The 25,971-nt window shown below is 68.8% G+C and carries 29 protein-coding genes, 1 tRNA gene and 1 pseudogene; 16 read left to right on the top strand and 15 right to left on the bottom strand.

Annotated elements, in window-relative coordinates:
• Nucleotides 1-63 precede the first annotated feature (63 nt).
• Nucleotides 64-1,035 carry an L-threonylcarbamoyladenylate synthase gene (locus GBZ26_RS04525; RefSeq protein WP_174437790.1) on the bottom strand — a complete coding sequence of 324 codons (972 nt, stop codon included), beginning with the start codon at nt 1,033-1,035 and terminating at the stop codon, nt 64-66.
• A gap of 111 nt (nt 1,036-1,146) precedes the next feature.
• On the opposite strand from GBZ26_RS04525, the gene parA reads away from it, so the two are divergent.
• Entirely contained in the window at nt 1,147-1,794 is a 648-nt protein-coding gene (parA, locus tag GBZ26_RS04520) for a ParA family partition ATPase (RefSeq protein ID WP_174437794.1), read from the top strand.
• A gap of 144 nt (nt 1,795-1,938) precedes the next feature.
• Here the strand turns inward: parA and bcp are convergent, their stop codons facing one another.
• Nucleotides 1,939-2,421: a thioredoxin-dependent thiol peroxidase gene (gene bcp, locus GBZ26_RS04515; protein ID WP_038528897.1), complete on the bottom strand. Its 483-nt coding sequence runs from the start codon at nt 2,419-2,421 to the stop codon at nt 1,939-1,941.
• Nucleotides 2,418-5,453: a bifunctional [glutamine synthetase] adenylyltransferase/[glutamine synthetase]-adenylyl-L-tyrosine phosphorylase gene (locus GBZ26_RS04510; protein WP_174437789.1), complete on the bottom strand. Its 3,036-nt coding sequence runs from the start codon at nt 5,451-5,453 to the stop codon at nt 2,418-2,420. The genes bcp and GBZ26_RS04510 overlap by 4 nt, the downstream gene beginning before the upstream one ends.
• 102 nt (nt 5,454-5,555) lie before the next feature.
• On the opposite strand from GBZ26_RS04510, the gene GBZ26_RS04505 reads away from it, so the two are divergent.
• A complete protein-coding gene (locus tag GBZ26_RS04505; protein ID WP_174437788.1) occupies nt 5,556-9,188 on the top strand; it encodes a YhdP family protein in 3,633 nt (1,210 codons plus the stop codon).
• 167 nt (nt 9,189-9,355) lie between these two features.
• Here the strand turns inward: GBZ26_RS04505 and tyrS are convergent, their stop codons facing one another.
• Nucleotides 9,356-10,609: a tyrosine--tRNA ligase gene (tyrS, locus tag GBZ26_RS04500; protein WP_174437787.1), complete on the bottom strand. Its 1,254-nt coding sequence runs from the start codon at nt 10,607-10,609 to the stop codon at nt 9,356-9,358.
• Nucleotides 10,610-10,715: 106 nt separating this feature from the next.
• On the opposite strand from tyrS, the gene GBZ26_RS04495 reads away from it, so the two are divergent.
• A complete protein-coding gene (locus GBZ26_RS04495) occupies nt 10,716-11,780 on the top strand; it encodes an anhydro-N-acetylmuramic acid kinase (protein WP_174437786.1) in 1,065 nt (354 codons plus the stop codon).
• A gap of 25 nt (nt 11,781-11,805) precedes the next feature.
• Here GBZ26_RS04495 and GBZ26_RS04490 read toward each other — a convergent pair whose 3' ends face one another.
• The gene (locus GBZ26_RS04490; protein ID WP_174437785.1) at nt 11,806-11,949 is read right to left on the bottom strand and encodes a hypothetical protein; all 144 of its coding nucleotides are present in this window, start codon (nt 11,947-11,949) and stop codon (nt 11,806-11,808) included.
• A gap of 5 nt (nt 11,950-11,954) precedes the next feature.
• Nucleotides 11,955-12,617, bottom strand: a complete 663-nt coding sequence (locus GBZ26_RS04485) for an alpha/beta hydrolase (protein WP_014239834.1) — start codon at nt 12,615-12,617, stop codon at nt 11,955-11,957.
• 265 nt (nt 12,618-12,882) lie between these two features.
• Here GBZ26_RS04485 and epsC point away from each other — a divergent pair, with 265 nt between their 5' ends.
• From epsC to GBZ26_RS30120, 8 genes are all read left to right on the top strand, one after another.
• Entirely contained in the window at nt 12,883-13,656 is a 774-nt protein-coding gene (gene epsC, locus GBZ26_RS04480) for a serine O-acetyltransferase EpsC (RefSeq protein WP_344915286.1), read from the top strand.
• Between the two features lie 77 nt (nt 13,657-13,733).
• Nucleotides 13,734-14,216 (top strand): Rrf2 family transcriptional regulator, encoded by a 483-nt coding sequence (locus GBZ26_RS04475; RefSeq protein ID WP_014239836.1) that lies wholly within the window; start codon nt 13,734-13,736, stop codon nt 14,214-14,216.
• A 27-nt stretch (nt 14,217-14,243) separates the two neighbouring features.
• Nucleotides 14,244-15,356, top strand: a complete 1,113-nt coding sequence (locus tag GBZ26_RS04470; protein WP_174437783.1) for a cysteine desulfurase family protein — start codon at nt 14,244-14,246, stop codon at nt 15,354-15,356.
• 144 nt (nt 15,357-15,500) lie between these two features.
• Nucleotides 15,501-16,166 (top strand): molecular chaperone DnaJ, encoded by a 666-nt coding sequence (locus GBZ26_RS04465; RefSeq protein ID WP_174437782.1) that lies wholly within the window; start codon nt 15,501-15,503, stop codon nt 16,164-16,166.
• A 45-nt stretch (nt 16,167-16,211) separates the two neighbouring features.
• Nucleotides 16,212-16,541, top strand: coding sequence for a ferredoxin family 2Fe-2S iron-sulfur cluster binding protein (locus GBZ26_RS04460; RefSeq protein ID WP_035672428.1), 330 nt, complete (start codon nt 16,212-16,214; stop codon nt 16,539-16,541).
• A gap of 138 nt (nt 16,542-16,679) precedes the next feature.
• Nucleotides 16,680-17,813 (top strand): tRNA 2-thiouridine(34) synthase MnmA, encoded by a 1,134-nt coding sequence (gene mnmA / locus GBZ26_RS04455; RefSeq protein ID WP_174437781.1) that lies wholly within the window; start codon nt 16,680-16,682, stop codon nt 17,811-17,813.
• 131 nt (nt 17,814-17,944) lie between these two features.
• Nucleotides 17,945-18,019 (top strand) — tRNA-Met (locus tag GBZ26_RS04450).
• Nucleotides 18,020-18,110: 91 nt separating this feature from the next.
• Nucleotides 18,111-18,464: a hypothetical protein gene (locus GBZ26_RS30120; RefSeq protein ID WP_246653564.1), complete on the top strand. Its 354-nt coding sequence runs from the start codon at nt 18,111-18,113 to the stop codon at nt 18,462-18,464.
• 93 nt (nt 18,465-18,557) lie between these two features.
• On the opposite strand, the pseudogene GBZ26_RS30115 reads toward GBZ26_RS30120, so the two are convergent.
• The 9 genes and pseudogenes from GBZ26_RS30115 to GBZ26_RS04405 form a co-directional block, all read right to left on the bottom strand.
• Nucleotides 18,558-19,622: pseudogene (locus tag GBZ26_RS30115) on the bottom strand (recombinase family protein); the annotation flags it as partial.
• A gap of 246 nt (nt 19,623-19,868) precedes the next feature.
• Nucleotides 19,869-20,765: a hypothetical protein gene (locus tag GBZ26_RS04440; protein WP_174437780.1), complete on the bottom strand. Its 897-nt coding sequence runs from the start codon at nt 20,763-20,765 to the stop codon at nt 19,869-19,871.
• On the bottom strand, nt 20,755-20,940 hold the full coding sequence (locus GBZ26_RS04435; protein WP_174437779.1) for a hypothetical protein: 186 nt from the start codon (nt 20,938-20,940) through the stop codon (nt 20,755-20,757). Before GBZ26_RS04435 ends, GBZ26_RS04440 begins: the two co-directional genes overlap by 11 nt.
• Nucleotides 20,937-21,359, bottom strand: a complete 423-nt coding sequence (locus GBZ26_RS04430) for a hypothetical protein (RefSeq protein ID WP_174437778.1) — start codon at nt 21,357-21,359, stop codon at nt 20,937-20,939. The genes GBZ26_RS04435 and GBZ26_RS04430 overlap by 4 nt, the downstream gene beginning before the upstream one ends.
• A 7-nt stretch (nt 21,360-21,366) precedes the next feature.
• Nucleotides 21,367-21,549: a hypothetical protein gene (locus GBZ26_RS04425; RefSeq protein ID WP_174437777.1), complete on the bottom strand. Its 183-nt coding sequence runs from the start codon at nt 21,547-21,549 to the stop codon at nt 21,367-21,369.
• 6 nt (nt 21,550-21,555) lie between these two features.
• Complete coding sequence (locus GBZ26_RS04420) at nt 21,556-21,741, bottom strand: hypothetical protein (RefSeq protein WP_174437776.1); 186 nt, start codon at nt 21,739-21,741, stop codon at nt 21,556-21,558.
• Nucleotides 21,742-21,932: 191 nt separating this feature from the next.
• Nucleotides 21,933-22,361, bottom strand: a complete 429-nt coding sequence (locus GBZ26_RS04415) for a hypothetical protein (protein WP_174437775.1) — start codon at nt 22,359-22,361, stop codon at nt 21,933-21,935.
• Between the two features lie 194 nt (nt 22,362-22,555).
• Complete coding sequence (locus GBZ26_RS04410; RefSeq protein WP_174437774.1) at nt 22,556-22,768, bottom strand: hypothetical protein; 213 nt, start codon at nt 22,766-22,768, stop codon at nt 22,556-22,558.
• A 195-nt stretch (nt 22,769-22,963) separates the two neighbouring features.
• Nucleotides 22,964-23,638 carry a LexA family protein gene (locus GBZ26_RS04405; protein WP_174437773.1) on the bottom strand — a complete coding sequence of 225 codons (675 nt, stop codon included), beginning with the start codon at nt 23,636-23,638 and terminating at the stop codon, nt 22,964-22,966.
• A 79-nt stretch (nt 23,639-23,717) separates the two neighbouring features.
• On the opposite strand from GBZ26_RS04405, the gene GBZ26_RS30950 reads away from it, so the two are divergent.
• The 5 genes from GBZ26_RS30950 (at nt 23,718) to GBZ26_RS04380 (ending at nt 25,971) form a co-directional block, all read left to right on the top strand.
• Entirely contained in the window at nt 23,718-23,981 is a 264-nt protein-coding gene (locus tag GBZ26_RS30950) for a helix-turn-helix domain-containing protein (protein WP_425547793.1), read from the top strand.
• A 149-nt stretch (nt 23,982-24,130) separates the two neighbouring features.
• Entirely contained in the window at nt 24,131-24,619 is a 489-nt protein-coding gene (locus GBZ26_RS04395) for a phage regulatory CII family protein (protein ID WP_174437771.1), read from the top strand.
• A gap of 2 nt (nt 24,620-24,621) precedes the next feature.
• Nucleotides 24,622-24,996, top strand: a complete 375-nt coding sequence (locus tag GBZ26_RS04390) for a hypothetical protein (protein ID WP_174437770.1) — start codon at nt 24,622-24,624, stop codon at nt 24,994-24,996.
• On the top strand, nt 24,993-25,427 hold the full coding sequence (locus GBZ26_RS04385; protein WP_246653565.1) for a hypothetical protein: 435 nt from the start codon (nt 24,993-24,995) through the stop codon (nt 25,425-25,427). The genes GBZ26_RS04390 and GBZ26_RS04385 overlap by 4 nt, the downstream gene beginning before the upstream one ends.
• Nucleotides 25,428-25,431: 4 nt before the next feature.
• Nucleotides 25,432-25,971 (top strand): GNAT family N-acetyltransferase, encoded by a 540-nt coding sequence (locus GBZ26_RS04380; RefSeq protein WP_174437769.1) that lies wholly within the window; start codon nt 25,432-25,434, stop codon nt 25,969-25,971.

Here is a 25,971-nt window from a genome sequence, read left to right as displayed (position 1 = left end):
GGTGGGGGCTCGTTGCGAGACTCTTATCGCCTCGCCGCCCGTTTTTCCACTACCCCCGCTTCCTCACCCCCGAGGGGCGGCGGCCCGCCGCAGCCGGTCGTTGATGGCGACGCCCAGCCCCTCGTCCGGGATCGGCATCACGGCGATGGCGCGGGCACCCTCCTGGTCCAGCGCGCGGAGATGGGCGAACAGGTTCGCCGCCGCCTCGTTCAGGTCGCCCTGGAGGCTCAGGTTCAGCCGGGCCTTGCCGCCGCGGATGAAGCGATCGGGGCCGAAGGTGAGGAACGCCTCGTCGTCCTCGGCGCTCGTGGCGTTCAGCCGCACCGGGGCGTTGGGAGCGTAGTGGCTTTCCAGCTGGCCGGGCGACGTCGGGGCGTCCGGGTTGCCGGCGGAGACCTGGATGGGGCCGATCAGCCGCTCGATCTCCTCGCGCAGCACCGCGCCGGGGCGCAGCAGCACGGGCGTCGCGCCGGTCAGGTCGAGCACGGTGGACTCCACCCCGACCTGGCACTTGCCCCCGGCCACCACCATGCTCACCCGGTCGCCCAGGCTCTCGATGACGTGGTGGGGGGCGGTCGGGCTGACCGCGCCGGAGCGGTTGGCGCTGGGGGCGGCGATCGGCTTGCCGGCGGCCTTGAGCAGCGCCTGCGCCACCGGGTGGGCGGGCACGCGCACCGCCACGCTGTCCAAGCCGGCGGACACCAGAAGCGACAGCCCGGCCTCCGGGCGGCGGGGCAGCACCAGGGTCAGCGGGCCGGGCCAGAACTGGTGGGCCAGCTCCACCGCGCGCTCGTCGAGCACGGCGATGGCCTCGGCCGACTCCAGGTCGGGCACATGCGCGATCAGCGGGTTGAACTGCGGGCGGCCCTTGGCGGCGAAGATCGCGGCCACGGCCCGGTCGTCGGTGGCGTCGCCGCCGAGGCCGTAGACGGTCTCGGTCGGGAAGGCGACCAGGTCGCCGCCGCGCAGGGCCTCGCCGGCACGGGCGAGGCCAGCGGGCGTGGCGGGGATGATGTCGGGATGCTTGTCGGTCACGGGGCGATTTGTAAAGCGTGGGAGGATGAAGTCAATTCGCGCGGTTGCGCCGTCTCTGTCCAAGCCTTATGACGGGTGTGCGCGATAAACAACCAAATGATGGGTGTGGGCATGGCGGGCAAGGTCTTCACCGTGGCTCAGCAAAAGGGCGGGGCCGGCAAGACCACTCTGGTGGCTCACCTCGCCATTGCCTGGATGCAGCTCGGGCGGTCGGTCGCCACGGTGGACATCGACCCGCAGGGCAGCCTGACCCGCTGGCACGCGGTGCGGGCGGAGGCCACGGGCGGCGCGCCCGGCTTCACCCATGTCCAGATCACCGGCTGGCGCACCCAGACCGAGGTCGAGAAGCTGGCCCGCGACCACGACATCGTGCTGATCGACAGCCCCCCCCACGCCCAGACGGAGGCGCGGATCGCCGTGCGCGCCGCCAGCCTCGTCATCGCCCCGGTGCAGCCCAGCCCGATGGACCTGTGGGCGGTGCAGCCCACCCTGGACCTCGCCGCGCAGGAGAAGCGCCGGCTGCTGCTGGTGCTGAACCGCGTGCCGCCGCGCGCCCGCATCGCGGACGAGCTGATCGCGCGGGTGCGCGAGCTCGTCAACCCGCCGGCCGTTGACATCGCGGAGGCGCAGATCGGCAACCGCACCGCCTACGCCGGGACCCTGCTGTCCGGCCTGTCGGTGACCGAGGCCGCCCGCAAGACCCAGGCGGCGGCGGAGATGCAGGCGCTGGCCGAGGAAATCCTTCGCCGGGCGGTGTGAGGGGGAATGGCACTCGTGCCGAATGCAACGACACGCGCAACCCCCTCACCCTAACCCTCTCCCCGCTTTCGGCGGACCGAAGGTCCGCCTGTCGCGTCAGCGCAAACTTCGTTTGCGCGAGAGCGGAGGGGAGAGGGGACACCATTACAGCGCCTGCAGCGCCTTCAGCACCGCGGCGACATGGCCGGTGACCTTCACCTTGCGCCAGACGTTGCGGACGATGCCGTCCTTGTCGATCAGGAAGGTCGCGCGCTCCAGCCCCATGTACTTGCGGCCGTACATGCTCTTCTCGACCCAGACGCCGTAGGCCTCGGCGACGCCGGTTTCCTTGTCGGAGGCCAGCGTGAAGGGCAGCTCGTACTTCGCCTTGAACTTGTCGTGGCTGGCCACGCTGTCCTTGGACACGCCGATGATGACGGCGTCGAGCCCGCTGAAGTCCGGAAGCTGGTCGCGGAAGCCGCAGGCCTCCGACGTGCAGCCCGAGGTGTCGTCCTTCGGATAGAAGTACAGGATCACCGGCTTGCCCCGCAGGGCGGACAGCGTGACGCTGCCGCCACCGTCGGTCGGCATGGTGAAGTCCGGGGCGGGGGTGCCGGCCTCGATGGCGGGCGCTTGGGTCTCACTCATGGAAGTTTGGCTTCTTCGTTGGTCTCTGGGGGAGGCAGCCTTGACGCCGGCTCCTCGATCAGCGCCACGAAATGGCGGTGGGCGCGGGCGGCGATGCCCCGGATTCTGCTGTCGAGCGCGGCGAAGTCAACCGCCGGCTCCTCGTCCGGGAAGGCGGCGCGTGAGAGGCCTTCCCGCAGGGTGGGCGAAACCTGCCGCGGATCGAGCACGCCGTCGGTGGTCAGGCGCAGGAAACCCTGCACGCGGCGCCACAGCTTCAGCGTCGCCACCAGCTCCTCCGCCACCTCCGGGGCCAGCAGCCCGGCCGCGGCGGCGTTGAGCAGGGCGCGGCTGGTCGCGATGGACAGGATCTCGGGATGCTCGTGCCCGTGGCGGAGCTGGAGATACTGGGCGGTGAACTCGATGTCGATCAGGCCGCCGCGGGCGTATTTGACGTTCCACGGGTTGGTGGTGCCGAACTCCTTGTCGATGCGGCGGCGCATGTCGGCGACGTCCCGCAGCACCTTGGCCGGATCGCGCGGACCGGTCAGCACGCCGCGGATGGCCGACTCGACCTTGCCGGCCAGCGCCTGATCGCCGCCGAGATCGCCGCCGATGACGCGGGCGCGGGTCAGGGCCATGTGCTCCCACGTCCAGGCGTCCTTGGCCTGATAGGCGGTGAAGGCGTCCAGCGCGGTGGCGAGCGGCCCGGCGTTGCCCGACGGGCGCAGCCGCATGTCGACCTCGTACAGCCGTCCGTCGGCCATCGGGGCGGTGATGGCGTTGGTCAGGCGCTGCGTCAGCTTGATGTAATACTCGTTGGGGGCCAGCGGCTTGGTGCCGTCCGACTGGCGCGTTCCCGGAGGCACCTCGTAGACGACGATCAGGTCGATGTCGGAGGTGATGGTGAGCTGCCGGCTGCCCAGCTTGCCCATCGCCACCACCACCCAGGCGCCGCCGGGGATGCGGCCATGGCGGGCGGCGAACTCCTCCTCCACGCGGGCGGCCAGCTCCGGCACCACCACGTCGGCCAGATCGGCGAGGAAGGGGCCGCAGCGGTCGCCGTCGGTGATGCCGCGCAGGATGTGCGCCCCGGCGCGGAAGCGCTGGTCGTTGGTCCAGCGCCGCGACAGGGTCAGCACGTCCTCGAAATTGTGCGCCCCGGCGATGAAGCGCCGGTATTCCGGCGTCAGCCCCGCCGCGTCGGGCAGCGGGTCGAAGAAGTCGGGCGACAGGACGGCGTCGAGCAGCGACGGGTTGCGCGACAGCGTCTCGGCCAGCTGAGGCGCCGTGCCCATGATCTCCGCCACCAGGGCGAGCAGCCACGGGTTGGCGATGAACAGCGAGAACAGCCCGACCCCCGCCGGCAGCCGCTCCAGGAAGCTGTCGAACTTGACCAGCGCGTCGTCCGGGGCGGGCGTCTTGGCCAACTCGTTCAGCATGGCCGGCACCAGCTCGGTCAGCAGCTCCCGCGCGCGGCCCGAGCGGGTGGAGCGGTAGCGACCGCGGTGCCAGGTGGAGACCACCGCGATGACCCGGCTGGGGTCGCGGTAGCCCATGCCGGCCAGCGTCTTCACCGTGCCGGGGTCGTCGTCGGTGCCGGTGAAGACGAGGTTGCCGGGGCCGGACAGCGACGGCGCCTCCTCGAACAGCTCGGCGTAGCGGTCCTCCACCCGGCCGAGCTGGGCCAGCAGGTCGGCGCGGAAATCCTCGACCTGGGCGTAGCCGAGGAAGGTCGCCAGATGCGCCACCCCTTCGTCGTCCGCCGGGATCTGGTGGGTCTGGCGGTCGTCGATCATCTGGATGCGGTGCTCGACCCGGCGCAGGAAGCGGTAGGCCTCCTCCAACTCCTCCACCGCCGCCTCCGGCACGCGGCCGACCGTGCACAGCGCCTTGTTCGCCAGCAGCGTGGGGGCGATGCGCACGCGGATGTCGCGCCCGCCGAAGATCAGCTGCTGGGTCTGGGCGAAGAACTCGATCTCGCGGATTCCGCCCCGGCCGACCTTGATGTCGTGGCCGTTCACCGTCACTTCACGATGGCCCTTGTGGGCGTTGATCTGACGCTTGATGGAATGGATGTCCTGGATGGCCGCGAAGTCGAGGTGGCGCCGCCACACGAACGGTTCGAGGAAACGCAGGAAATGCGCCCCCGCTTCCGGATCGCCGGCGATGGGGCGGGCCTTGATCATGGCCGCGCGCTCCCAGTTCTGTCCGACGCTGCCGTAATAAATTTCGGCCGCCGAGACCGACACCGCGAGCGGCGTGGCACCGGGATCGGGGCGAAGCCGCAGATCTGTACGGAAGACGTAGCCGTCCTTGGTCCGTTCATCCATAATGCGGACAAGATCGCGCGCGATACGAATGAACGTGCGGGCGAGATTGTCAGGCTGGGGCGTTTGCACGACGGCGTCGTCGTACAGGACGATCAGGTCGATATCGCTGGAATAGTTGAGCTCGCGCGCACCAAGTTTGCCCATGCCAAGCACGATCAGGCCCGACCCGACCCATGGCCGCTGCGGTTCCGGCAGCGTCAGCGTGCCCGCCTCCGCGGCGCGGCGCAGCAGGTGGTTTGCCGCCATGCGCACCGACGTCTCGGCGATGTCGGACAGCGCGCCGGTGACGGCCTCCAGCTCCCACGCGCCGGTGATGTCGGCGATCGCGATCAGCAGCGCCGCCCGCCGCTTGGCGACGCGCAGGGCGGTCATCAGCCGGTCGATGTTGCGCTCCTCCGCGCAGTCCGCCTCCAGCCGGCGCAGCAGGGCCGCGAAGGCGTCGTCGTACCCCTGCGTCACCATCTCGCGGACGAAGGGCAGCTCGCGGGTCAGGATCTGGCCGAGGTACGGGCTGTTGCCGCACACCGCGTCGATCAGCGCCCGGCCCTCGGTCGAATCGGCGTACGCCTCGGCCCAGGCGCGCAAGGCGTCGCCGTCGCCGGTGCTGTCGCCGTCGTTGTTGCCGTCATTGTCTGCGGCGCTCGCCGCCTCGGCGCGCCAGCGCTCCAGGCCGCGTTCGGCAAGGCCGGTGTCGAAGGGTTTCGGCAGCGTGGTGGTCATGGTCGCGGCTATCCCTGCACAAGAACTGAGCAGGAAGGTGCGCGGTCGCGCGGGTCCGGTCAACTGTGACAACGCATGGGCCTCGTCGCCGGGACACCGGCCGTGATCCGGCGCACCGCGAAGATTCTCGCCTGGACCACCGCGGGCGCGGTCGTCGTCGTCGGCGCCGCCGGCGGGCTGTTCGCCTGGCGGCTGGCCCAGGGGCCGATCGCGCTCGACCCGCTGACCCCCTATGTGGAGCGGGCGCTGAGCGACCCGCAGGGCCGCTACAGCGTCGATGTCGGCCAGCTCGTCCTGTCCTGGGTGGACGAGGAGGAGAGCGACGGGCTGACCCGGCTGGACCTGCGGGCCATCGACGTGCACGCGGTCAACGCCGAGGGGGACGAGCTTGCGGCGGTGCCGGAACTGGGCGTCGGCTTCTCCGTGCGGGCGCTGTTCCAGGGCAAGCTGTCGCCGACCCGGCTCGACCTCGTGCGGCCGCGCCTCCAGGTGGTGCGCCGGGCTGACGGCAGCCTGGACTTCGACGTGCGCTCGATTCCGTCCCCCGGCGAGCCGGAGAGGGAGGAGCCGGACGGCGGCCCCGATTTCGCGGGGGAGATCGTTTCCACCCTGATGCAGCCCCCGGACATCGCCCGTCCGCTGGGCCTGCTGCGGCGGCTGACCATCATCGGCGCCGACCTGACGGTGACGAACCGCATGCTCGGCCTGTCCTGGCACGCCAACCGCGCCGACATCGTGCTGACCCGCGACGGGACGGAGATCGTCGGCGGGGCGCAGTTGCTGCTCGACCTCGACGGGCGGACGGCGGCGGTGGAGGCGTCGGGCGTCCATCGCATGGCCGACGCGGAAACGGCGCTGTCCACCCGCTTCGACGGGCTGCAGCCGGCGGCGCTGGCCAAGATCGGTCCGCTGCTGGCGCCGTTGTCGGCGGTGACCGTTCCCCTTGGCGGGCGCATCGACGCGACCCTGGATTCGCGGTTCGAGCCGGTGCGCTTCAGCTTCGACCTGCAGGGCGGCGCCGGAGAGGTCAGCTTGCCGGCGCTGCGGCCCGACCCCTACCGGGTCGACCGTCTGCGGCTGCGCGGCGGGCTGGACGTGCCGGGCCGGCGGGCGGAGCTGGAGCGGCTGGACCTCGCGTTCGACGGGATGGCGATGGCCGGGCGGGGCGACCTGCGGGAGCAGGGTGGGCAGCGCAGCGGCAGCCTGCGGCTCGACCTGACGGCGGGCCGCACGCGGGCCTCGCTCGCCCTTGACGGCCCGCAGGTTCCCGCCAAGGGCGCGTCGGTCGCCGCAACGCTCGACGGGCTGGTGCCTGCCGCGTTGGCCGGTCTCGCCCCGGCGTTGGCGCCGCTTGCCGCGGCGCAGCTCCCTCTGTCCGGCACGGCCAGCCTGGAGCTGGACCCCGACGGGCAGCCACGCAGCGGGCGGGCGGAGTTGAAGGCCGGCGCCGGGCGCGTAGTTCGGCCGGACCTGTTCCCGGAGCCGCTGCCCGTCGCCTCCGCCGCCCTGACGGTGGCCGGCGACCGCTCCTCGGGCAAGCTGGAGGTGGAGCGGCTGGCGGTCGACCTTGGCGGGCCGACCGTGGAGGGAACGGCGCACGCCACCATCGCCGAGTTCGGCACGGCGGAGGCCCGCCTGTCGGTGGAGGCCGCCGTGACGGCCAAACGGGTGCCGGCCGACGAGCTGCCCCGGCTGTGGCCGCTGGGGGTTGGGAAGAACCCGCGGGAGTGGGTGACCAAGAATTTGTCGCGCGGCGTCGTTCCGGAGGCGACGGCGACCGTCCGGGCCAGCGGGCCGCTGTCCGACTTGGCGGCGATCGACGTGACGCATTTCCAGGCCGGCATCAAGGCCGAGGACATGACGGTGGATTATTTCCACCCGCTGCCCAAGGTCGCCGGGTTGGGGGCGGAGGTGTCCACCGACGGCAAGACCTTCACCATCCACACCAAGGGCGGCCGCATCGACGACGTCCAGCTCGGCGAGGGCACGATCGTCATCGGCGGGCTGGACACCGGCAAGGAGACCATGGATATCCGCGTCCCGGTCCGCGGGCCGGTGCGCACCATCCTGACCGTTCTGGACAGCCCGCCGCTGGGCTATCCCAGCCGCCTCGACCTCGACCCGAAGCGCACCCAGGGGCAGGCCGACGCGCAGCTCCACTTCCAGTTCCCGCTGCTGGTCGACCTGAAGGTGGAGCAGTTGAACCTCGACGTCGCGGCCAAGCTGCGAGGCGTCGGGGTGGAGAAGGTGGCCGCCGGGCTGACCGCGACCGAGGGCGACCTGACGCTGGCGCTCGACATGAACGCCATGACGGTGAAGGGCAACACCAAGCTGGACGGCATCCCCGTCACCATCGACTGGAAAGAGCAGTTCACCTCCACCGCCAAGGGGCCGCGCACCCGCATCGCCGTGAAGGGCGACGTGGACGCCCAGGACCTGCGCAGCCACGGCATCGACCTCGGCGATCATGTGGCGGGGCCGCTGGGGGCGGACGTTCTGTTCACCGTGGACCAGCGCCGCCGCTTCGGGCTGACCGCCGGGCTGAACCTGGAGAAGACCCATCTGCGCATCGACGAGCTGGGCTGGGAGAAGAAGCCCGGCGTGCCGGGCACCGGCAAGCTGGCGCTGGAGTTCCAGAAGGACCGCGTGACCCGCATCACCGGCCTGTCGGTCGATGCCGGTGGGCTGCGCGCCCAGGCGGTCGTCGACCTCGCGCCGCAGACCATGGCGGTCACCAAGGTTGCGGTCAGCCAGATGTCGGTCGGCCAGACCGACCTGAAGGCCGACGTGACGGTGCATGACGGCGGCAAGGGCGGCTATTCCGGGACCATCACCGGCCAGAGCCTGGACGCCCGCGTCCTGGCCGGCAAGGCCGATCCGCCCGGCGGCAAGAAGCAGGGGCCGCCCGACGAGAAGCCGCTGCCGCTCGATTTCGACCTGACGCTGAACCGCGTCGTCTTCGGGGATGGCCGCCACCTGTCCGACGTGGCCGGGCGGATCAAGCGCGACCGCCTGTCCTGGACGGCGCTCGACGTGACGGCGAAGGCGGGGCGCGACGGGGCGGTGTCCCTGCGCTTCCTGCCGGGCGCCCAGGGTTTCTACGACGTGGCCATCTCGGCCAGCGACGCCGGGGCGACCTTCCGCGCGCTCGACATCAACGACCGGGTGCAGGGCGGCGCGCTGGCGATCACCGGCCGCACGGTGGAGCCGCGGGCCGACGCCGCCATCGAGGGCCGGCTGGAACTGACCGACTACGCGCTGGTCGACCCGCCGGTCCTCGCCCGCATCCTGAACTCCATTTCCCCGTCCGGCTTCGCCGAGCTGATGGGCGGCGGCAAGGGCATCCGCTTCGGGCGGGCCGTCAGCGACTACCGCAAGGACGGGCGCCTGCTGACCGTGAAGGATCTGCGCACCTCCGGCTCCGCGCTCGGTCTGACCCTCTCGGGGGAGGTGGACATCGAGACGGACACCGCCAACCTGCGCGGCACCATCGTGCCCATCTACGGGCTGAACCGGCTGATCGGCCAGATCCCGCTGTTGGGCGACGCGCTGAGCGGCGGCGAGGGGCAGGGCATCTTCAGCGCCACCTGGCACGTCCGCGGCCCGCTGGCCGACCCGGACGTGACGGTGAACCCGCTCGCCATGCTGGCGCCGGGGTTCCTGCGCAACCTGTTCTTCCTGGGCGAGGGTGGCGACGGCAAGGAAGCGCCGTCGCCGGGGACTTTCGAGAAGTAGGGGGTGATTTTCCCTCTCCCGTCCCGGGAGAGGGAGGGACCCGCCGCAATGCGGCGGGAGGGTGAGGGTGCCGGCAACAGGGCTGGTGCCCGCTCCCTGGCTTTACCCTCACCCGCCCGCTGTCGCGGGCATCCTCTCCCGGGGCGGGAGAGGGATTCAGCGGTGCCTCACACCGCCTTGACCAGAGCGTGGCGCTTCTTGCCGGCGCTCAGCTTGATGACGCCGTCGGCGTTCAGGTCGGCGGCGGTGGCCTTGGCGGCCTCGTCGGGGATGGCGGCGTCGTTCATCTTCGCGCCGGCGCCCTTGATGAGGCGGCGCGCCTCGCCCTTCGACGCGGCCAGCCCGGCGGACACCAGCAGGTCCACCACCGCGACCCCGGCCTCAAGCTCGGCGCGGGGCACGTCGATGCTCGGCAGGCCTTCGGCGGCGGCGCCCTGCTCGAAGGTGCGGCGGGCGGTCTCGGCGGCCTCCAGGGCGGCCGCCTCGCCGTGGGCGAGCTTGGTCACCTCATGGGCGAGGATCTTCTTGGCCTCGTTGATGCCGGCGCCCTCCAGGGACTCCAGCCGCGCCACCTCGTCCAGCGGCAGCTCGGTGTAGAGGCGCAGGAAGCGGCCGACGTCGGCGTCCTCGGTGTTGCGCCAGTACTGCCAGAAATCATAGGCGCTGAGCTTGTCGGCGGTCAGCCACACCGCGCCCGCGGCGGTCTTGCCCATCTTGGCGCCCGACGAGGTGGTCAGCAGCGGGGTGGTCAGGCCGAACAGCTCCGCCCCGTCGGTGCGGCGGCCCAGCTCGACGCCGTTGATGATGTTGCCCCACTGGTCCGACCCGCCCATCTGGAGCATGCACTTCTCGCGCCGGAACAGCTCCACGAAATCATAGGCCTGGAGAATCATGTAGTTGAATTCCAGGAAGGTCAGCGGCTGCTCGCGATCCAGCCGCAGCTTGACCGATTCGAAGGTCATCATGCGGTTGATCGTGAAGTGCCGGCCGATGTCCCGCAGCAGCGGGATGTATTTCAGCTCGTCCAGCCAGTCGGCGTTGTTGACCATCACCGCGTCGGTCGGCCCGTTACCAAAGGACAGGTAGCGCCCGAAGATGCGCTTGATGCCCGCCATGTTGGCGTTGATGGCCTCGTCGGTCAGGAGCTGGCGCGCCTCGTCCTTGCCCGACGGATCGCCGATCTTGGTCGTGCCGCCGCCCATCAGGACGATCGGCTTGTGGCCGGTCTTCTGCAGCCAGCGCAGCATCATGATCGGCAGCAGGCTGCCCACATGCAGGCTGTCCGCCGTGCAGTCGAAGCCGATGTAGGCGATGATCGGCCCCTTCACCGCGCGCTCGTCGAGCCCGGCGAGGTCGGTGCACTGGTGGATGAAGCCGCGTTCCTGCAGCGTGCGGAGGAAATCCGATGTCAGCGTCGTCATGGCCGCGATCCGGCTGTCGTGGTAGGGTCCAGGGTCGCGTCTGTTAGCATGGAACGCGCGGCCCCACAATTCTCGGGGCGGACTCGGCATGGGATTGGGGTAAGGAATGCAGACGGTCGTCGGGCTGATGAGCGGCACCTCCATGGACGGGATCGATGCGGCCCTGGTCCGCACCGACGGCGAGCGCCGGGTGGAGCCGCTGGCCTTCGTCACCATTTCCTACGGCGACGGCTTTCGCGCCGACCTGCGCTCCTGCCTGGGCGGCAAGGGGCCGGTGGAGGCTGTGGAGCGGGCCCTGACCGATGCCCACGCCGACGCCGTGCGCCGCCTGCTGGCGGAGGCCGGGACGGAGGCCGGCGCGGTGGACCTGATCGGCTTCCACGGCCACACGATCTTCCACGACCCGGCGCAGCGCCGCACTTGGCAGATCGGCGACGGCGCGCGGCTGGCGCGGGCGACCGGCATCGCCGTGGTCGACGACTTCCGCACGGCGGACGTGGCGGCGGGCGGGCAGGGCGCCCCGCTGGTGCCGCTGTTCCACCGCGCGCTGGCCGACGCCCTCCCGCGCCCGCTGGCCGTGCTGAACATCGGCGGCGTCGCCAACGTCACCTGGATCGGCGAGGGCGAGGATGATGTGATCGCCTGCGACACCGGGCCGGGCAACGCGCTGGTCGACGATTGGGTGCTGTCCGGCCAGGGCGCGCGCTACGATTCCGGCGGGGCGCTGGCGGCGCGGGGCAACGTGGACGAGAGTGCGTTGGCGGCGCTGCTCGCCCATCCCTATTTCGACCTTCCGGCGCCGAAGTCGCTGGACCGCGACGCCTTCGACCCGGCGCCCGTCCGCGGCCTGTCGGTGGAGGACGGAGCGGCGACCCTGACCGCCTTCACCGCCGCGTCGGTCGCCCGCATCGTCCCGCATCTGCCGGACGCGCCGCTGCGCTGGCTGGTCTGCGGCGGCGGGCGGCACAACGCGACGCTGATGGGGATGCTGGCCGACCGGTTGGGCGTGCCCGTCGATCCGGTGGAGGCGGTGGGCTGGAACGGCGACGCGCTGGAGGCCGAAGCCTTCGCCTATCTGGCGGTGCGCAGCCGCAAGGGCCTGCCGCTCAGCCTGCCGGCCACCACGGGTGTTCCGCGGCCGATGAGCGGCGGGCGCTTCCACCCGCTGTGACGCCGGTCTGGTGTGACGCCGGAGGTTACGGGCGCGGGCGGCTGTTGTCGGTGCAGTTGTCGGCGTGCTTGCACCAGTTGCCGAAGGTGCTGGCAATCTGGGCGTTGCTGCAGCCGGACAGCAGAAGCACAGCGATCCCGGTAACGAAGGCAAAACGGCGGAGCTTCATCGCGCTTACTCCGCCACGGCGGCGACGGGGTTGCCCATCGCGCGGTCCAGATAGTCGTCCACCTGCACCGCCAGGTCGTCGCTGCGGTTGGCGAAGAAATGGTTGGCGCCGGGCACGACGCGGTGGTCGATCCGGATGTCCTTCTGGTGCGACAGCTTGGTCACCAGCTTGTTCACCGCCGCCCCCGGAACCAGTTCGTCCTTGTCGCCGTGGATGATCAGGCCGGAGGAGGGGCAGGGCGCCAGGAAGGAGAAGTCGAACAGGTTGGCCGGCGGCGAGACGGACACGAAGCCGTCGATCTCCGGGCGGCGCATCAGAAGCTGCATGCCGATCCACGCCCCGAAGGAGACCCCGGCGATCCAGCAGACCGGGGCGTTGGGGTTGTGGGTCTGCAGCCAGTCGAGCGCCGCTGCCGCGTCGGCCAGTTCGCCCTCGCCCTTGTCGTAGGTGCCCTGGCTGCGGCCGACCCCCCGGAAATTGAAGCGCAGGGCGGAATAGCCGCGCTTCGTGAAGGACTGGAACAGGGTGAAGACCACCTTGTTGTTCATGGTCCCGTTGTGGTGCGGGTGCGGATGCAGCAGCAAGGCCATCGGCGCGTTGGGGATCGTGCCGTGTGTGTAGCGCCCTTCCAGACGTCCGGCCGGACCGTTGATCATCACTTCAGGCATGGGAACGGCGATCCTGACGCGAATATAAGGTGATCCGGACCACCGGCGGAGCGGCGGGCGGACGCCACGGCAAGCGGACGTGGTTGCCCATGGACAAGCATGGATTTTTCGCACACAATTCTTGACCGTTTTGCTTGGTCATCATATATGCGTCGATGCGTCCTTTCAGGGCAACCCGCGCGACCGGCGAGGCACGGGTCGAGGGCTCTTGCGAAAGATCACCTCTTCCGGCAAGAGGGCGGACTATACCACGGCGGGTGTTCCGGTGTTCAAGCATCTTCGCGAAGAGATCGACGGTATCATGGCCCGCGACCCGGCCGCGCGGTCACGGGCCGAGGTCGCGCTGTGCTATCCGGGCTTCCACGCCATCGTCCTGCACCGCGTCGCGCGCTATTGCTGGGATCGCCGCTGGCACCTGATGGCGCGCGCCGTCTCGCAGATCGCCCGCGCCCTGACCGGCATCGAGATCCATCCGGGGGCGACCATCGGGCGCCGCTTCTTCATCGACCACGGCATGGGCGTCGTCATCGGCGAGACCGCCGAGATCGGCGACGACGTGATGCTCTATCACGGGGTTACGCTGGGCGGCACCTCGTTGAACCAGGGCAAGCGCCACCCCACGCTGGAGAGCGGCGTGATCGTCGGCGCGGGGGCCAAGGTGCTGGGCGCCATCACCATCGGGCGCGGCGCCCGCGTCGGCGCCAACGCCGTCGTGGTGGCGGACGTGGCGCCCGGCATCGCGGTGGTCGGCATCCCGGCCAAGGCGGTGGTGACGCGCGACCGTGTCGAGACGCAGAAGTTCATGCCTTACGGCACGCCCTGCGGCGACATCCCCGATCCGGTGGCGCGCGCGCTGAACGGCCTGCTCGATCAGGTGTCGACCTTGCGCCGGCGCGTCGAGGAACTGGAATCGGAGCGCGGCGACGCGCATAATTCATCCGTATACGAAACATCGGGCGTTCCCAACGGGAGCGCCCGGCCCGACAATGGGGTGCGCGAGCCGGTGTCCATCGAAGGCGGTCCGGCGGCGTCCTGTTGAACCAAACACAAACATAAGGCTTGGCGCCGATCCGCTGGACGGTCGGGCCGGGGTGAAGGAAGGGTAAGGAGGGTAAAATGAGACTCAGCACCAAGGGACGCTATGCCGTCATGGCTATGGTCGATCTTGCTGCCACCAGCCAGGGGAGCCCCGTCGCCCTTGCCGACATCGCCGACCGGCAGGAGATTTCGCTCTCCTATCTGGAGCAGCTGTTCGCCAAGCTGCGCAAGGGCGGTCTGGTGAAGAGCGTGCGCGGCCCCGGCGGCGGCTATCTGCTGGCCCATCCGGCGGACGCGACCCGGGTGTCCGACATCATCCTGGCGGTGGACGAGCCGATCCGCACGACCCGTTGCGCCAACGGCACGCCGCAGGGCTGCCGGACCAACCGCTCGCGCTGCCTGACCCACGACCTGTGGGAGGAGCTGGGCAACCAGATCCACATGTATCTCAGCTCGGTCACCGTGGCCGACGTGGTGGAGCGGCGGATCATCGGCACCAGCAGCCTGACCATCCGAGGCCCGCAGCCGGCGGACGAGGGCGCCGCGGTCGCGGCGGAGTAAGGGAGCGCCCTCCGGCCCTTCGTCCCGATGACCCGCGTCTATCTCGACCACAACGCCTCGGCGCCTCTGAAGCCGGCGGTGAAGACGGCGATGATCCAGGCCATGGATCTCGCCGGCAACCCGTCGTCGGTGCACGGCTTCGGCCGCACGGTGCGCCGCGCGGTGGAGGAGGCGCGCGCCCAGGTCGCCGCCCTGGCCGGGGTGCGGCCCGCCCAGGTCTTCTTCACCGGCAGCGGGACGGAAGCCAACAATCTGGCGCTGCGCGGCTTCCCCGGCCGGCCGGTCGTGACCTCGGCCATCGAGCATGATTCGGTGCTGGAGGCGGTTCCAGGCGCCGCCCGCATCCCGGTGGACCGCAACGGCGTCGCCGATCTCGCCGCGCTCGACCGCCTGCTCGCCGACGCTGACGTCCCCGTGCTCGTCTCCCTGATGCTCGCCAACAACGAGACCGGCGTGATCCAGCCGGTGGCCGAGGCGGCGCGGGTCGCCCACGCCCACGGCGCGCTGCTCCATTGCGACGCCGTCCAGGCGGCGGGGCGCCTGCCGCTCGACCGCGCGGCGCTCGGCGCCGACCTGCTGACGCTGTCGGCCCACAAGATCGGCGGCCCCGCCGGCGTTGGCGCCCTGATCCTCGCCGACGGGCTGGAGCCGGAGGCGCTGATCCGCGGCGGCGGGCAGGAGAAGCGCCGCCGCGCCGGCACCGAGAACGTCGTCGGCATCGCCGGCTTCGGCGCCGCCGCCCGCCTCGCGCGGGAGGAGTTGCCCGGCAGCGCCCGCCTGACCACCCTGCGCGACGCGCTGGAAGCGTCGGCGCTCGCCGCCGTTCCGGCCGCGCGCGTGATGGGGGCCGGCGCGGCGCGGGTCGGCAACACCAGCAACCTGCTGCTGCCCGGCGTGGCGGGGGAGACGCAGGTGATGGCGCTTGACCTCGCCGGGGTGGCGGTCAGCGCCGGGTCGGCCTGCTCCAGCGGCAAGGTGAAGCCGTCCCACGTCCTGGCGGCCATGGGCGAGAGTGCCGGGGATGCCGCCTGTGCCATCCGGGTCAGCCTGGGCTGGGACAGCGACGACGCGGCGGTGGAGCGTTTCGCCGCCGCCTACGCCGCCATGGCGGCAAGGCTGGCCCGCGCTCCTGCGGCGTAATCGCCATTCCATGGCCTCCACCTCCCGCCGCGGGCCGTGTAAGGTTGCGCGGCGCCCCGCTTCTGGGTATCACCCGGCCGAAGGGAAGGCGGCGATCCGCCGCCCTCACGGCCGACCTGTGCAGCGTTTCAACGGACGGCAAGCATGACGACATCCGATTCCGGCCCGCCGCGCTTTCCCAAGGGGGAGGCTCCCAAGGGCATCGCCGGGACCATCGACGGCGATCTGGAGCCGTGCTGGCTGTGCGGCCGTTCGGTCGCGGCGCGCGCGATGTTCTGCCATTCCTGCGGCGCGGTGCAGGCGCCGCGCCCGCTCGACCATTTCACCCGGCTGGGTCTGGAGCGCCGCTTCGACATCGAGCCGGAGGCGCTGGCCCGCCAGCACGCCGGCTTTTCCCGCGCCATGGACCCGGAACGCTTCGCGGCGCGTGGCGCGCGGCAGCAGGCCAACGCCCGCGCCCTGGCCGACGCGCTGGACGACGCCCATGAGACGCTGCGCGACCCGGTGCGCCGCGCCCGCTATCTGCTGGACCTGCTGGACGCGCCGCCCGTCACCGTCCCGCCGGAGGACGACGACGAGGTGACCGATCTCGCCCAGCGGCTCGACGGGGCTCCGGACGTCGCCGCGGTGGACCGGCTTGCCCAGGACATCGGGCAACGCGTGGAAAGTTGCATCAAGTATCTTGCCATTGCCTTCCGCAACGGGCAGACCGACAACGCCGCGCGCATCCTCGCGCGGCTGGAGCGGTTGGAAGTGTTGGCGGCCGAATCCCGGACGCGGCGTTCCGGCCTTGCCCCGAAGTCACCCTAACCATTGCCACCGCACACCGACGCCTTTGTTCAGGAGAGCACCCCAATGCCCAAGATGACCTTCATCGAGCCGAACGGCACCCGCCACGAGGTGGACGCCCCGCTCGGCCTGTCCGTGCTCGAGGTCGCGCACAAGCACGGCCTGGACCTGGAAGGCGCCTGCGAGGGCTCGCTCGCCTGCTCGACCTGCCACGTCATCGTGGAGCCGGAGTGGTTCGACGTGCTGAACGAGGCGTCGGAGGACGAGGAGGACATGCTCGACCTCGCCTTCGGCCTGACCAAGACCTCGCGCCTGGGCTGCCAGATCATCATCAGCGAGGAACTGGACGGTCTGGCGGTGCGCCTGCCGGGCGGCACCAACAACGCCATGCGCTGATCCACCGCCGCGGCGCCTTCCAAGGCAGCCACGGCTTGCATCCGCCACCGGGAAACCGGCGCGCCGGTCCGCTCATGGACGCGGCGCCCCCGGTTCTCCGGTGGTGAATTTTTTGGGAACCGGCCCATATAGGGCGCCATGATCTCCTACGCCAACTCCCTCGGCATCGCCAAGCGTCCCCAGGACACCCGCGTGGTCGTCGCCATGTCCGGCGGCGTCGATTCCTCCGTCACCGCCGCCGTTCTGCGGGAGGAGGGCTACGACGTGGTCGGCATCACGCTGCAGCTCTACGACCACGGCATCGCCCTGCAGAAGCCGGGCGCCTGCTGCGCCGGGCAGGACATCTACGACGCCCGCCAGGTCGCCGACCGCATCGGCATCCCGCACTATGTGCTGGATTACGAGGGCAAGTTCTCCCAGGACGTGATCGACGACTTCGCCGACACCTATCTGCGCGGCGAGACGCCAATCCCCTGCGTGCGCTGCAACCAGCGGGTCAAGTTCCGCGACCTGCTGAACACCGCCCGCGACCTTGGCGCCGACGCGCTGGCGACCGGCCATTACGTGCGCCGCGTCCAGGGGGCGGCGGGGGCGGAGCTGCACCGCGCCATCGATCCCGGCCGCGACCAGAGCTACTTCCTGTTCGCCACGACGCGCGAGCAGCTGGAGTTCCTGCGCTTCCCGCTGGGCGGCCTGACCAAGCCGGAGACCCGAGCCCTGGCCGAGCGCCACGGGCTGGAGGTGGCGGCCAAGCCGGACAGCCAGGACATCTGTTTCGTCCCCAACGGCTCCTACGCCGACGTGGTGGCCAAGCTGCGCCCCGGCTCGGTCGAGCCCGGCGACATCGTCCATGTTGACGGGCGCGTCCTGGGCCGCCACCGCGGCGTGGTCCATTACACGGTGGGCCAGCGCAAGGGGTTGGGCATCGGCGGCATCCGGGGCGAGGAGGAGCCGCTGTTCGTCGTCCGGCTGGAGCCCGGCCAGCGCCGCGTCGTCGTCGGCCCGCGCCGCGAGCTGGCGCGCAACGTGGTGACGATCCGCGAGGTCAACTGGCTCGGCCCCGCCTTGGCTCCCGGCGAGGGGCTGGATGTGGAGGTGAAGCTCCGCTCCGCCCAGCCGCCGGCTCCGGCGGTGTGGCGGCTGGGCGCGGACGGCACTGCACAGGCCGAACTGCACGAGCCGCAATACGGCGTCGCGCCCGGCCAAGCCTGCGTCGTCTACCAGGGCGACCGGGTGTTGGGCGGCGGCTGGATTGCTGGAACGGGGGCCTGACGAAAACTTCGCAAAAAGTGAAATTTCAGCGTTGACACCCCGGTCCCCCTGGAATACATAAGCGGCCCCGGCACGAACCGCGGCGGCCAACACCGAAACGGACCGCGCCGGGAGATGATGGTAAGCACGATGGCAGCGTAGCTCAGTGGTAGAGCAGGGGAATCATAATCCCTTGGTCGGGGGTTCAAATCCCTCCGCTGCTACCATCATTGCAGTCCTAGCGACTGTGTTGTTCCCCTCACCCGGTTTCGATCGGGTGAGGGACAGCAACTCCTCAATCCTCCCATGCACCATCAAATGAGTTTCCCCGCGGCGCTCGCCGGGATGAACCTCAATTCGCGCCAGCAGCGCCCGCAGGGTGTTCGCTGCGTTTTGGCGTGCCTCGTCCCCACCGGCAAGCGCTTTGTCCAGCGCGTCGAGCTGGTCACGGTATCGTTCCGCGGCCTGGGGATGCAGCTCCACGACCGAATCGCTTTCGGCCTCCATGATGGCCGCCATCTCCGCATCGGCTTCCGCCTTCTGCCGTTCCAGGTCCATGAGCTTCCCGCGCAGGGCAGGGCCGGCGGTGCCTTCGGCGATGGCGTCCACGATGTTGTCGATCTGCCGCCCGAGCTTGGCGACACGGGCCGCCACGTCGTCGCGCTTCGCTGACGCTTCGGACCGGAGCCGGCGGCGCTCTTCCCCGTAGGTCTTCACATAGAGGGCAAGCAGCTTGGGCGACAGCAGTTGCGTCCGGATGCCGTCCAACACCCGCTCTTGCAGATCGGGCAGCCGAATCGTCCGGTTGTTCGAGCAAACGGACGGCCCCGATTCGCGGTAAGTCGAGCAGGCGAGCTGATCCTTGGACTTGACCGTGTAGGCTCCGCCGCAGCAGCCGCAGCGCAGCAGGCCCGAGAACAGATGCTTGGGCCGCCGGGTCTTATCGACGCGGAGGTGAGCGAAGCCCGCCTTGATGGCCTGCGCCCGCTCCCACAGATCGTCTTCAACGATCCGCAGTTCGGGAACTTCGGTCACGACCCAATCCGATGGCGGATTGAGGCGGGGGAGCCGCTTGCCCGTCTCCGGGTCTTTGACCATGTGCAGGCGGTTGTAGATCACGAAGCCGATGTAAGCCTCGTTGTAGAGGATGCCGTTCTTGCGAGCTGGGTTCCCATTGATCGTGCTGGCGTTCCAGTGCCCACCGGCCGGGGAGGGGATGCCGTCCCGGTTCAGGCCGTCAGCAATGGCGCGCGGGCTGATGCCGGCGGCGAACTCCCGATAGATGCGGCGAATCGCGTCGGCCTGTTCAGGGTTGATCCGGCGCTTCCCGCGCACCAGCTCACCCCGCGCATCAAACTCCCGAACCACATCGTATCCGTAGGACAGGCCGGCGGGGACGCTGCCAGCCATGGCGCGGCCCGTCTGCCCGCGGCGCACCTTCTGCGCCAGATCGCGCAGGAAAAGGGCGTTCATCGTGCCCTTGAGGCCGACGTGCAGTTCCGAAATGTCGCCTTCCTGAACGGTGGCGAGCCGGATGCCGGCGAACCCGAGCCGCTTGTGGATGGCGGCGGTGTCTTCCTGATCGCGGGAAAGCCGGTCCAGCCCCTCCGCCACGACCGTGTCGAACTGGCCCGTCTTGGCGTCGTCCAGCAGGCGCAGCGCCTGTGGGCGGTTCCGCAGGTGCGCGCCGGACATGGCGTAATCGGCATACACGGTCACGACCGAACCGCCGTGCCGCTCGACAAAGTCGCGGCATAGGCGCACCTGATCGTCAATGGACCGTTCGTGCTGGTTGTCTGACGAGAACCGCGCGTAGATCGCAGCGCGCATTACGCCCTCCGGGCCTTCCTGGCTTCCTGTTCGGCCCGATGATCCTCGCGCGCCGCCGCCCGCGCAAGGGCGCGCACGAAGTCCTCCAGCAGTTCTTCTGCTGTGGGCTCTCGCCGTGGCGCTATAGGCGCTATGGGGCGGCGGCTGGACATGGTCGCGCGGATTCTTCCTGTTCCAGCAGTGGGAGGGTGATCAGCAAGGCGATTGCTTTGCGCGTCGCTTTCTTGGCGCTTTGTCCGGGCGGCTTCAAATCGTTCGCATCACATTGAATTTGGTGTATGCATAGCGTTCTGTGCCACCAAAGGAGGTTGGGCGTTGAAGTACGTCTCTTTGTTCGCTGCTGCCGCTGCCGTCACTTTGCTTTTGAGCGGGTGCCAGACGAAACCTACTCAGCAGACGACGCGGTCGCTCACCACTTACCGAGTTGCGGGCGTACCCTATGAAGAAGTTGCCGCAGCGGTTACGAAGGGGCTTCAAGGGACAAATGCAGATTCGGTGAAGATCGATCGCAGCTTCCCCCCAGCTCAACTGGCTGCCCAGCCCGCCCGCCTTGAGTTGAAAAGCCCATTCTCGGGCAGCAAGCTGGGTGCACTTGCTGAGGCTTCGGGAAGTCGTATTCAGGTGCCAAGCTGCCAGGATGCTCCATACATCGCGACTGGCGCTGATAAAAGCATGGCCGGCTATGGTGAAAGCACGGGGTACTATGTTTGCCTTTGGCCGTACAAAGATGGCGTGAATATTGATATATACACCAGCTTCTCTATCCAATCTGGTGGCATTGCTAACTTGGGCACTGATCTTGCCCGCTCTGTTGTCGGTAATAGTAGCCAATTCATCCAACGTTCTATTGACGCTGTGCTTGAGAACGTTCGCGCAACAGGCGCTTCTGTGGAAAAGGTCGGCGAGCTTAAAGCCTAAAGCTCGCTTAATGAGGAAGCTGCAAGGCGGGCGCTCAGAATTGAGTGCCCGCCTTGCGGAACGCTGAGGCAGAATTAGCAAAGAACCTGAACCAATATTGTGGAGCTGGCGAATGGTCAGCATGATGCCCTGATCCTGGTATTCGGCGATGATGCTGTTCTCCAGTTCGATCAGCTCGCCGTTGCGGCCGGTGAAGCGCTTGGACACGAAGCATTCAAAAGGCATGGTTGCCTCCCGTCGCCTTGATGCCGGCGAAGAAGCTGATCGGGTCGCCGTCCCACAGCGGGTCGCGGTAAAAGTCGGCGAGGTCGGCTTCGGACTCGCAGAACTCGCAAAGGCCGGTGCGGTAGTCGATGTGGTCGAAGTCGCCGCACATGACACAGGTGCCAATGACCATCATGATTCGGCCCCCGGTGTCGTGCCGTTGGCCTGTTCGTTGGTCAGCGCTTTGACCTGACCTTCGTCCATCGCGGCGCCTGCGTTCGGCTCGTCCATGAACATCAGGCGAATTCCGGGCAGCTTTGCGAGGGGCGGCATGTCGAGCGGCATCAAGGCCACACGGCGCCAGATCGAGTTGTCAGACTGTGGGAAGCTGGGCTTGATGGCCTGCCCGAGCATGCGGGTGTTGACCGGTTCGCCCGTCTGCGGATTATGAGGGAAGCGATTGAGCAGGCCCTTAATCTGTTTGTGCGTGTTCAGCAGTGCATTCCGCCTGTCCAGCGGGCACGGTCCGGCGCTCTTCAGTTCGTCGATCAGGGTTTCCAGTTTCGCGATGGCCCGCAGGGCTTCCCGATGCAGGCGTTGCTGTTTGCTCGCCATGGCTGCCTCACCTCCGGCCCATCTTGCGGATTTGGGCGAGGTCCCGGCGGAGGGAGACGCGGGCTTTCTCGCTGTGCTCGGTCGCGCGGGCCTGATATTCGGCTTCGGCGATGCGGCGCGGATCGGTGATGTCGAAACCACCGGCTTTCAGGGCGGCCAGGACTTCGGACTTGGTGACGGGTTCAGACATGGGGCCTCACTTCGGCGGCGTCTCGCGCCGGCCTTTGTTGGGGTTGTAGATGCGGGGGCGGTAGGTGCGGCCAGCGGCGCGGTCGTCGTGGCGCCAGTCGCGGACGAGGGCGGATAGGGCACTGATCAGGTTCCAGCGCCGGAGGCTCCGCCACTCCATCAGGAGTTCATAGGCGACCATGCCGCGGGTCATGGCGCGGTTGGTCCAAGCCTTCTTGCAGGGTTCAGAGCAGAATTCCTGCTGCATGTGCCGGGGCGTGTAGGCCGTCCCGCATTCGCGGCAGGGGCAGGGCGAATAGGTTGTCCGCACCGTCCGTGCCCGCGTGGGCGCTCCGGCCTCCCCTTGGCCTTCCAGCAAAGAGCGACTAGACGCTTTGTCGGCGCTCATCGAACCCTCAGCCGGATGTTCAGGAAGTGGATCGTGCTGGCCTTCTGGCGGCGCAGCCGTTCGGCGACGAGCTGGAGGAAGCGCTTGCGGGTGAACGGGTCCACGCCTCGGGGCGCGCACCAATCCAGGTAGGCTTGCCACAGAGCTTCCGCCTGGAGGCGGCTGCCCGCCGATGGTTCGGTCACCTCCGCGAGGAACGAGTCGATCCAGTCCCGTTCACCGGGGGACCGGTCCAGCCGGGGCAGGGGCGATTGCTCCCACACCCGGCGCGCGGCATCGCGCCCGCCGATGTCGCGGGCGACGCGCACCAGCTCCATCCACAGGCGATAGGTGGCCTGCGTCTCGGGATCGATGGTGGCGGCGCGGCGGCGACCGGCGGGCATAGCTTCGCCGTTCACCGGGCCGTGGTCGGCTGGTGCGGTCATGGCGGAACCTCGGAATGGGGCGGTCTGGAAAAGGCCCGGCCCGGAGGCCGGGAGTTTCTGCGAATCGTAAAGAAACAAGAGGGTGAGCCGGGGGTGCGCCCGGTGCGCTCACCGCCAGCAGCGGCGGCTACCGAAACGGGCTTGCTGGCCCGCTTGGGTAGCCGCCGCCGGGGTCGAAGTCCCGGCGGCAGGAACTACGCGGCGACGGCATCCAGGTGGCGGAGCTGTTCGGCGGCCAGATCGCGGGCGGCATTCCCGTGCGCCGCGATTTCCCCAGCGGTGAAACCGGCGTTGCGCAGATCGTCGGTGGTGCAGGTGCCGTTGCCTTCGGTCAGGCGCACGATGTGGCCCGCCATGCGGCGGACGGTGGCGGGAGCTTTGGTGCGGGCGGACGAGGGGTGACGCATGCCATGTCTCCAAGAAGGTCCCGCCGGGCTAAGTGCGGCCCGGCGGGCAGTTGGGAGGAAACCACCGGAGACGCAAACACGGCGTCATCAGGTGAGGCATGACTATATGCGCATACGCATAAACTAGGTCAACTGAAAAAATGCGCAGCCGCATGAAAGGGGGTATGACTATGCGCGATTATGCGCGCTATGGAGTTAGCTGCGGCGGATGAAGTGGCGGTACGAGCCAATTACGAGGCCAGCGATGACGACGCTCTCCACGTCATCTTCGTGCCCGTTGTTGAGTTGAATGGATCGTTGGAATGCCGGGTGATCCGACTCCGGCAAAAGCCAGGGCTCACCATCGTGGATAACAAACTTTTTCACAGTTGCTTCGATGCAGCCATCAGTCCGATGACGCTCCACCACGACGTAGTCATCTGGCTGCGGTCCAGCGTGAATGTCCTCGAAGCGTACGCATTCAACAACACTTCCTTCCGGAAACACCCGGTTCATGGACGGACCGCGAACCTCAAGCCCGAAACGCTTAACGTTCGGGAACTGAGGGTGGGGTGGTAAGGAAATCGTGTACCAGCCCTCGCGTTCCCATTCCACAGCTTCCACCCAGTGCCCAGCCTGTACCGCTCCCATTACGAATACAGGTTGTAACGTTAACTCTTCGTTGACCCGCTCTCCGTAGGCAAACTGCTGTGGGCTTTCCCCTGCCAGTTCCGCAAGAGCAACAATCTGGTCAAATTCGGGCTCCTGTTGGTCCCGTTCCCACCGGCTGACGGTCGGTTGAGACACGCCTAGCATCTCGGCGAACTCGTGCTGGTTGAGTCCGCGCGATTTGCGCAAGCGCTTGATCCGGTCTGCGAGCGGGCGTGTCATGAGAAACGGCATATTCGCTGGCGTATCACATGGCAAATGCGAGGGCACATAATCTCGCGCGGTACCCCCTTGCGTTCTTATGCGTATGCGCATAAATTCGGCGTCTATGAAACCCATCCGCTACATTCGGAAGACGGTACTGGGAGTGTCCCAAGGCGAGTTCGCTCGAATTGCTGGCAGCACACAGACCACCGTCAGCCGCTGGGAGCGAGGCGAACTTGAGCCCTCTCGCAGCGAAATGGCCCGCATTCGCGACTACGCGAAGGCAAGTGGCAAGCCTTGGGATGACTCGTGGTTCTTCGACCCGCCCGCAATCGCGGCGGTCGAAACTGCTGCCGCATGAGGGCAAGCCATGGGCGCCCATGTCGGACCTACGATCTGGCTGATTTGGGAAACGGCTTCCCTGTCGTCGGAGCTGGTCATCACGCATGACGAGATTATTTGCGCGCGAATTCGCGCAGTCTTGTGCAATCAACCGGAAAGATTCGGCCAATGACCAAGCGCCGCAAGCCGCTGTCGGTTGAGGACGGCGTTACCGTCGCCCTTGCCATTCTGGGCGACGAACAGGCGGAGGGAGCCACGCGCAAAAGCGCACGTCTTGTCCGCTCTTGGTCCGATCCTGACGATGATGCCCACCACATCCCGGTTTATCAGGCCCTGCGCCTGGACCGGGCCTGCATGCTGCTGGGCGAGGCGCCGCCCATCCTGACCGCTTACCGGGCGGAGCTTCGGCGGTCGGCGGCAGAGGTCCGGGAGCCGGGCGACCCCATGGCGCGTCTGGCCGAAGCCATGGCTGAAATGGGCGATCTGGCGGAGGAGGTGCGGAGCGCCCGCGCCGTCTGCGGCCCCGGCGGCAAGTCCATCCTGCCGGAGGAGGCGCGGGCGATCCTGACACAGGCCGCCGAGCTGCGCGCGGTGCTGGACGCGCTCGAACACGACGTGACCGCGCTGTTGCCGGTGCCCGCTCCGGTGGAGGTCTGACCATGGCGACCGCCGGAGCAGACCGCATCCTGTCCCCTGATTTCGCGCTCATGCTGGCCGTCAATCATGTGCTGCTGACCCGGCGGCCTGCTGATGAGGACCGGGCCAAGATGACGGCAGCGGTCGAGGCCGCCCGAGAAGCCGGCGTGAGCGGCACCGCCGCCGCCCTGGCCGATGCCGCCGCCGCGTGGCTGGCCGGCACCGTGGGCACCGAAGCGCTGCAAGAGGCGCTGACCGACTTCGCCACCCCCTACGCCACCCGCGTGTCGCGGCCCGTCCGCCCCGCGGAGCCTGACCATTGCGGCCTTGTCGAAAGCGACGTGCCGCTGCTGTCCCACGCCGCGCGCGTCGCGGCTGCCATGGAGTCCGACCGATGAACGATCCGAAGGTGCAGAATACCCCCGCGTCGGCTGACGACGTGGCGTTCTTCCAGGAAATCGAGGGGTTGCAGGGCAAGCGCCCCATGCTGGTGCTGCCGGAAGGGCTGACGGCGGAAGACGTCGTCGCCCTGTCGATGATCGCGGCGGAGCGGGCGCGGCAGATCACGGCGAAGGGCTTCACGCCCGCGCATGACGATGCGCAGGGACCGAGCAATCTGGAGATGGCCGGTGGGGAATACCTCGTGCACGCTGGAAGCGGAGAGGTGAACCGGCAGCTCTTTTCGCCTGGGCACCCCTCCGCCGAATGGCCGTGGCCTTCCGAGTTCTGGAAGCCAAAATCGCCAATGCGCGACGGTGTGAAGGGCTGTGCCCTTGGTGTGGCTGGCATCGCGGCGCGTCTGCGCCGTGGCGAGCCGGTGGAGGGCTGAAGCCATGCCCGATGGTTCGATCTCCAATCCCGCCCGTCGACGGTCGGTGGCGGTTCCCATCCGTCGTCTCTCCGCATCGGAAGTCCGGCAGGCCGTGGATGTGTTGCAGGCCGCGCATCGGCAGACCGATGGAAGCCTCTCCGACCGCTTCGATACGGCGCGTCTGTTTGACCATCTGTACGATTCGGTTTTCGCACAGTCAGCTGGTCAGGCGCGCTTCTTCGTGGCGCGCCCGCTGTTCAGCTCCACCATCGTCGGGATGTTCGCCTATCGTCCGACATGGTGTTCCGCCCACGGGTGGGAGCTGGCCTATCTCGCCGTCCACCCGGATTGGCAGGGGCGGGGCATTGGGGCCGACCTGATCCAGGTCGTGCTTGCTGCCGTTGCGGAGGAGGGTAAGGCCGGCGACTTCATCTTCGTTCGGGCCGCGCGCCCGGCCTCGTTCCAGCGCTTCGGCTTTTCGCCCTGCATGGGTGATCCGCACCTGATGGTCGGGAAAGTCGGCGCCCTGGCGGTGGCGAAGCCCGTGGCGGAGGGCGTCTAA

The organism is Azospirillum formosense, assembly GCF_013340925.1.
Lineage (GTDB): Bacteria > Pseudomonadota > Alphaproteobacteria > Azospirillales > Azospirillaceae > Azospirillum > Azospirillum formosense.
This window is presented reverse-complemented; position numbering and strand designations above follow the sequence as displayed.

Coding starts and splice junctions, on each gene's coding strand:
- tyrS (WP_174437787.1), bottom strand. CDS start 10,609: ATGACGACGCTGACATCGGATTTCCTCCGCACGCTGCAGGAACGCGGC.
- GBZ26_RS04435 (WP_174437779.1), bottom strand. CDS start 20,940: ATGATGGTCATTGGCACCTGTGTCATGTGCGGCGACTTCGACCACATC.
- bcp (WP_038528897.1), bottom strand. CDS start 2,421: ATGAGTGAGACCCAAGCGCCCGCCATCGAGGCCGGCACCCCCGCCCCG.
- GBZ26_RS04510 (WP_174437789.1), bottom strand. CDS start 5,453: ATGACCACCACGCTGCCGAAACCCTTCGACACCGGCCTTGCCGAACGC.
- parA (WP_174437794.1), top strand. CDS start 1,147: ATGGCGGGCAAGGTCTTCACCGTGGCTCAGCAAAAGGGCGGGGCCGGC.
- GBZ26_RS04495 (WP_174437786.1), top strand. CDS start 10,716: ATGCAGACGGTCGTCGGGCTGATGAGCGGCACCTCCATGGACGGGATC.
- GBZ26_RS30950 (WP_425547793.1), top strand. CDS start 23,718: ATGCGTATGCGCATAAATTCGGCGTCTATGAAACCCATCCGCTACATT.
- GBZ26_RS04395 (WP_174437771.1), top strand. CDS start 24,131: ATGACCAAGCGCCGCAAGCCGCTGTCGGTTGAGGACGGCGTTACCGTC.
- GBZ26_RS04415 (WP_174437775.1), bottom strand. CDS start 22,361: ATGACCGCACCAGCCGACCACGGCCCGGTGAACGGCGAAGCTATGCCC.
- GBZ26_RS04475 (WP_014239836.1), top strand. CDS start 13,734: ATGAGACTCAGCACCAAGGGACGCTATGCCGTCATGGCTATGGTCGAT.
- GBZ26_RS04410 (WP_174437774.1), bottom strand. CDS start 22,768: ATGCGTCACCCCTCGTCCGCCCGCACCAAAGCTCCCGCCACCGTCCGC.
- GBZ26_RS04405 (WP_174437773.1), bottom strand. CDS start 23,638: ATGACACGCCCGCTCGCAGACCGGATCAAGCGCTTGCGCAAATCGCGC.
- GBZ26_RS04465 (WP_174437782.1), top strand. CDS start 15,501: ATGACGACATCCGATTCCGGCCCGCCGCGCTTTCCCAAGGGGGAGGCT.
- GBZ26_RS04390 (WP_174437770.1), top strand. CDS start 24,622: ATGGCGACCGCCGGAGCAGACCGCATCCTGTCCCCTGATTTCGCGCTC.
- GBZ26_RS04460 (WP_035672428.1), top strand. CDS start 16,212: ATGCCCAAGATGACCTTCATCGAGCCGAACGGCACCCGCCACGAGGTG.
- GBZ26_RS04420 (WP_174437776.1), bottom strand. CDS start 21,741: ATGACCCGCGGCATGGTCGCCTATGAACTCCTGATGGAGTGGCGGAGC.
- GBZ26_RS30120 (WP_246653564.1), top strand. CDS start 18,111: ATGAGTTTCCCCGCGGCGCTCGCCGGGATGAACCTCAATTCGCGCCAG.
- GBZ26_RS04485 (WP_014239834.1), bottom strand. CDS start 12,617: ATGCCTGAAGTGATGATCAACGGTCCGGCCGGACGTCTGGAAGGGCGC.
- GBZ26_RS04490 (WP_174437785.1), bottom strand. CDS start 11,949: ATGAAGCTCCGCCGTTTTGCCTTCGTTACCGGGATCGCTGTGCTTCTG.
- GBZ26_RS04385 (WP_246653565.1), top strand. CDS start 24,993: ATGAACGATCCGAAGGTGCAGAATACCCCCGCGTCGGCTGACGACGTG.
- GBZ26_RS04440 (WP_174437780.1), bottom strand. CDS start 20,765: ATGCCTTTTGAATGCTTCGTGTCCAAGCGCTTCACCGGCCGCAACGGC.
- GBZ26_RS04470 (WP_174437783.1), top strand. CDS start 14,244: ATGACCCGCGTCTATCTCGACCACAACGCCTCGGCGCCTCTGAAGCCG.
- GBZ26_RS04425 (WP_174437777.1), bottom strand. CDS start 21,549: ATGTCTGAACCCGTCACCAAGTCCGAAGTCCTGGCCGCCCTGAAAGCC.
- mnmA (WP_174437781.1), top strand. CDS start 16,680: ATGATCTCCTACGCCAACTCCCTCGGCATCGCCAAGCGTCCCCAGGAC.
- GBZ26_RS04430 (WP_174437778.1), bottom strand. CDS start 21,359: ATGGCGAGCAAACAGCAACGCCTGCATCGGGAAGCCCTGCGGGCCATC.
- GBZ26_RS04380 (WP_174437769.1), top strand. CDS start 25,432: ATGCCCGATGGTTCGATCTCCAATCCCGCCCGTCGACGGTCGGTGGCG.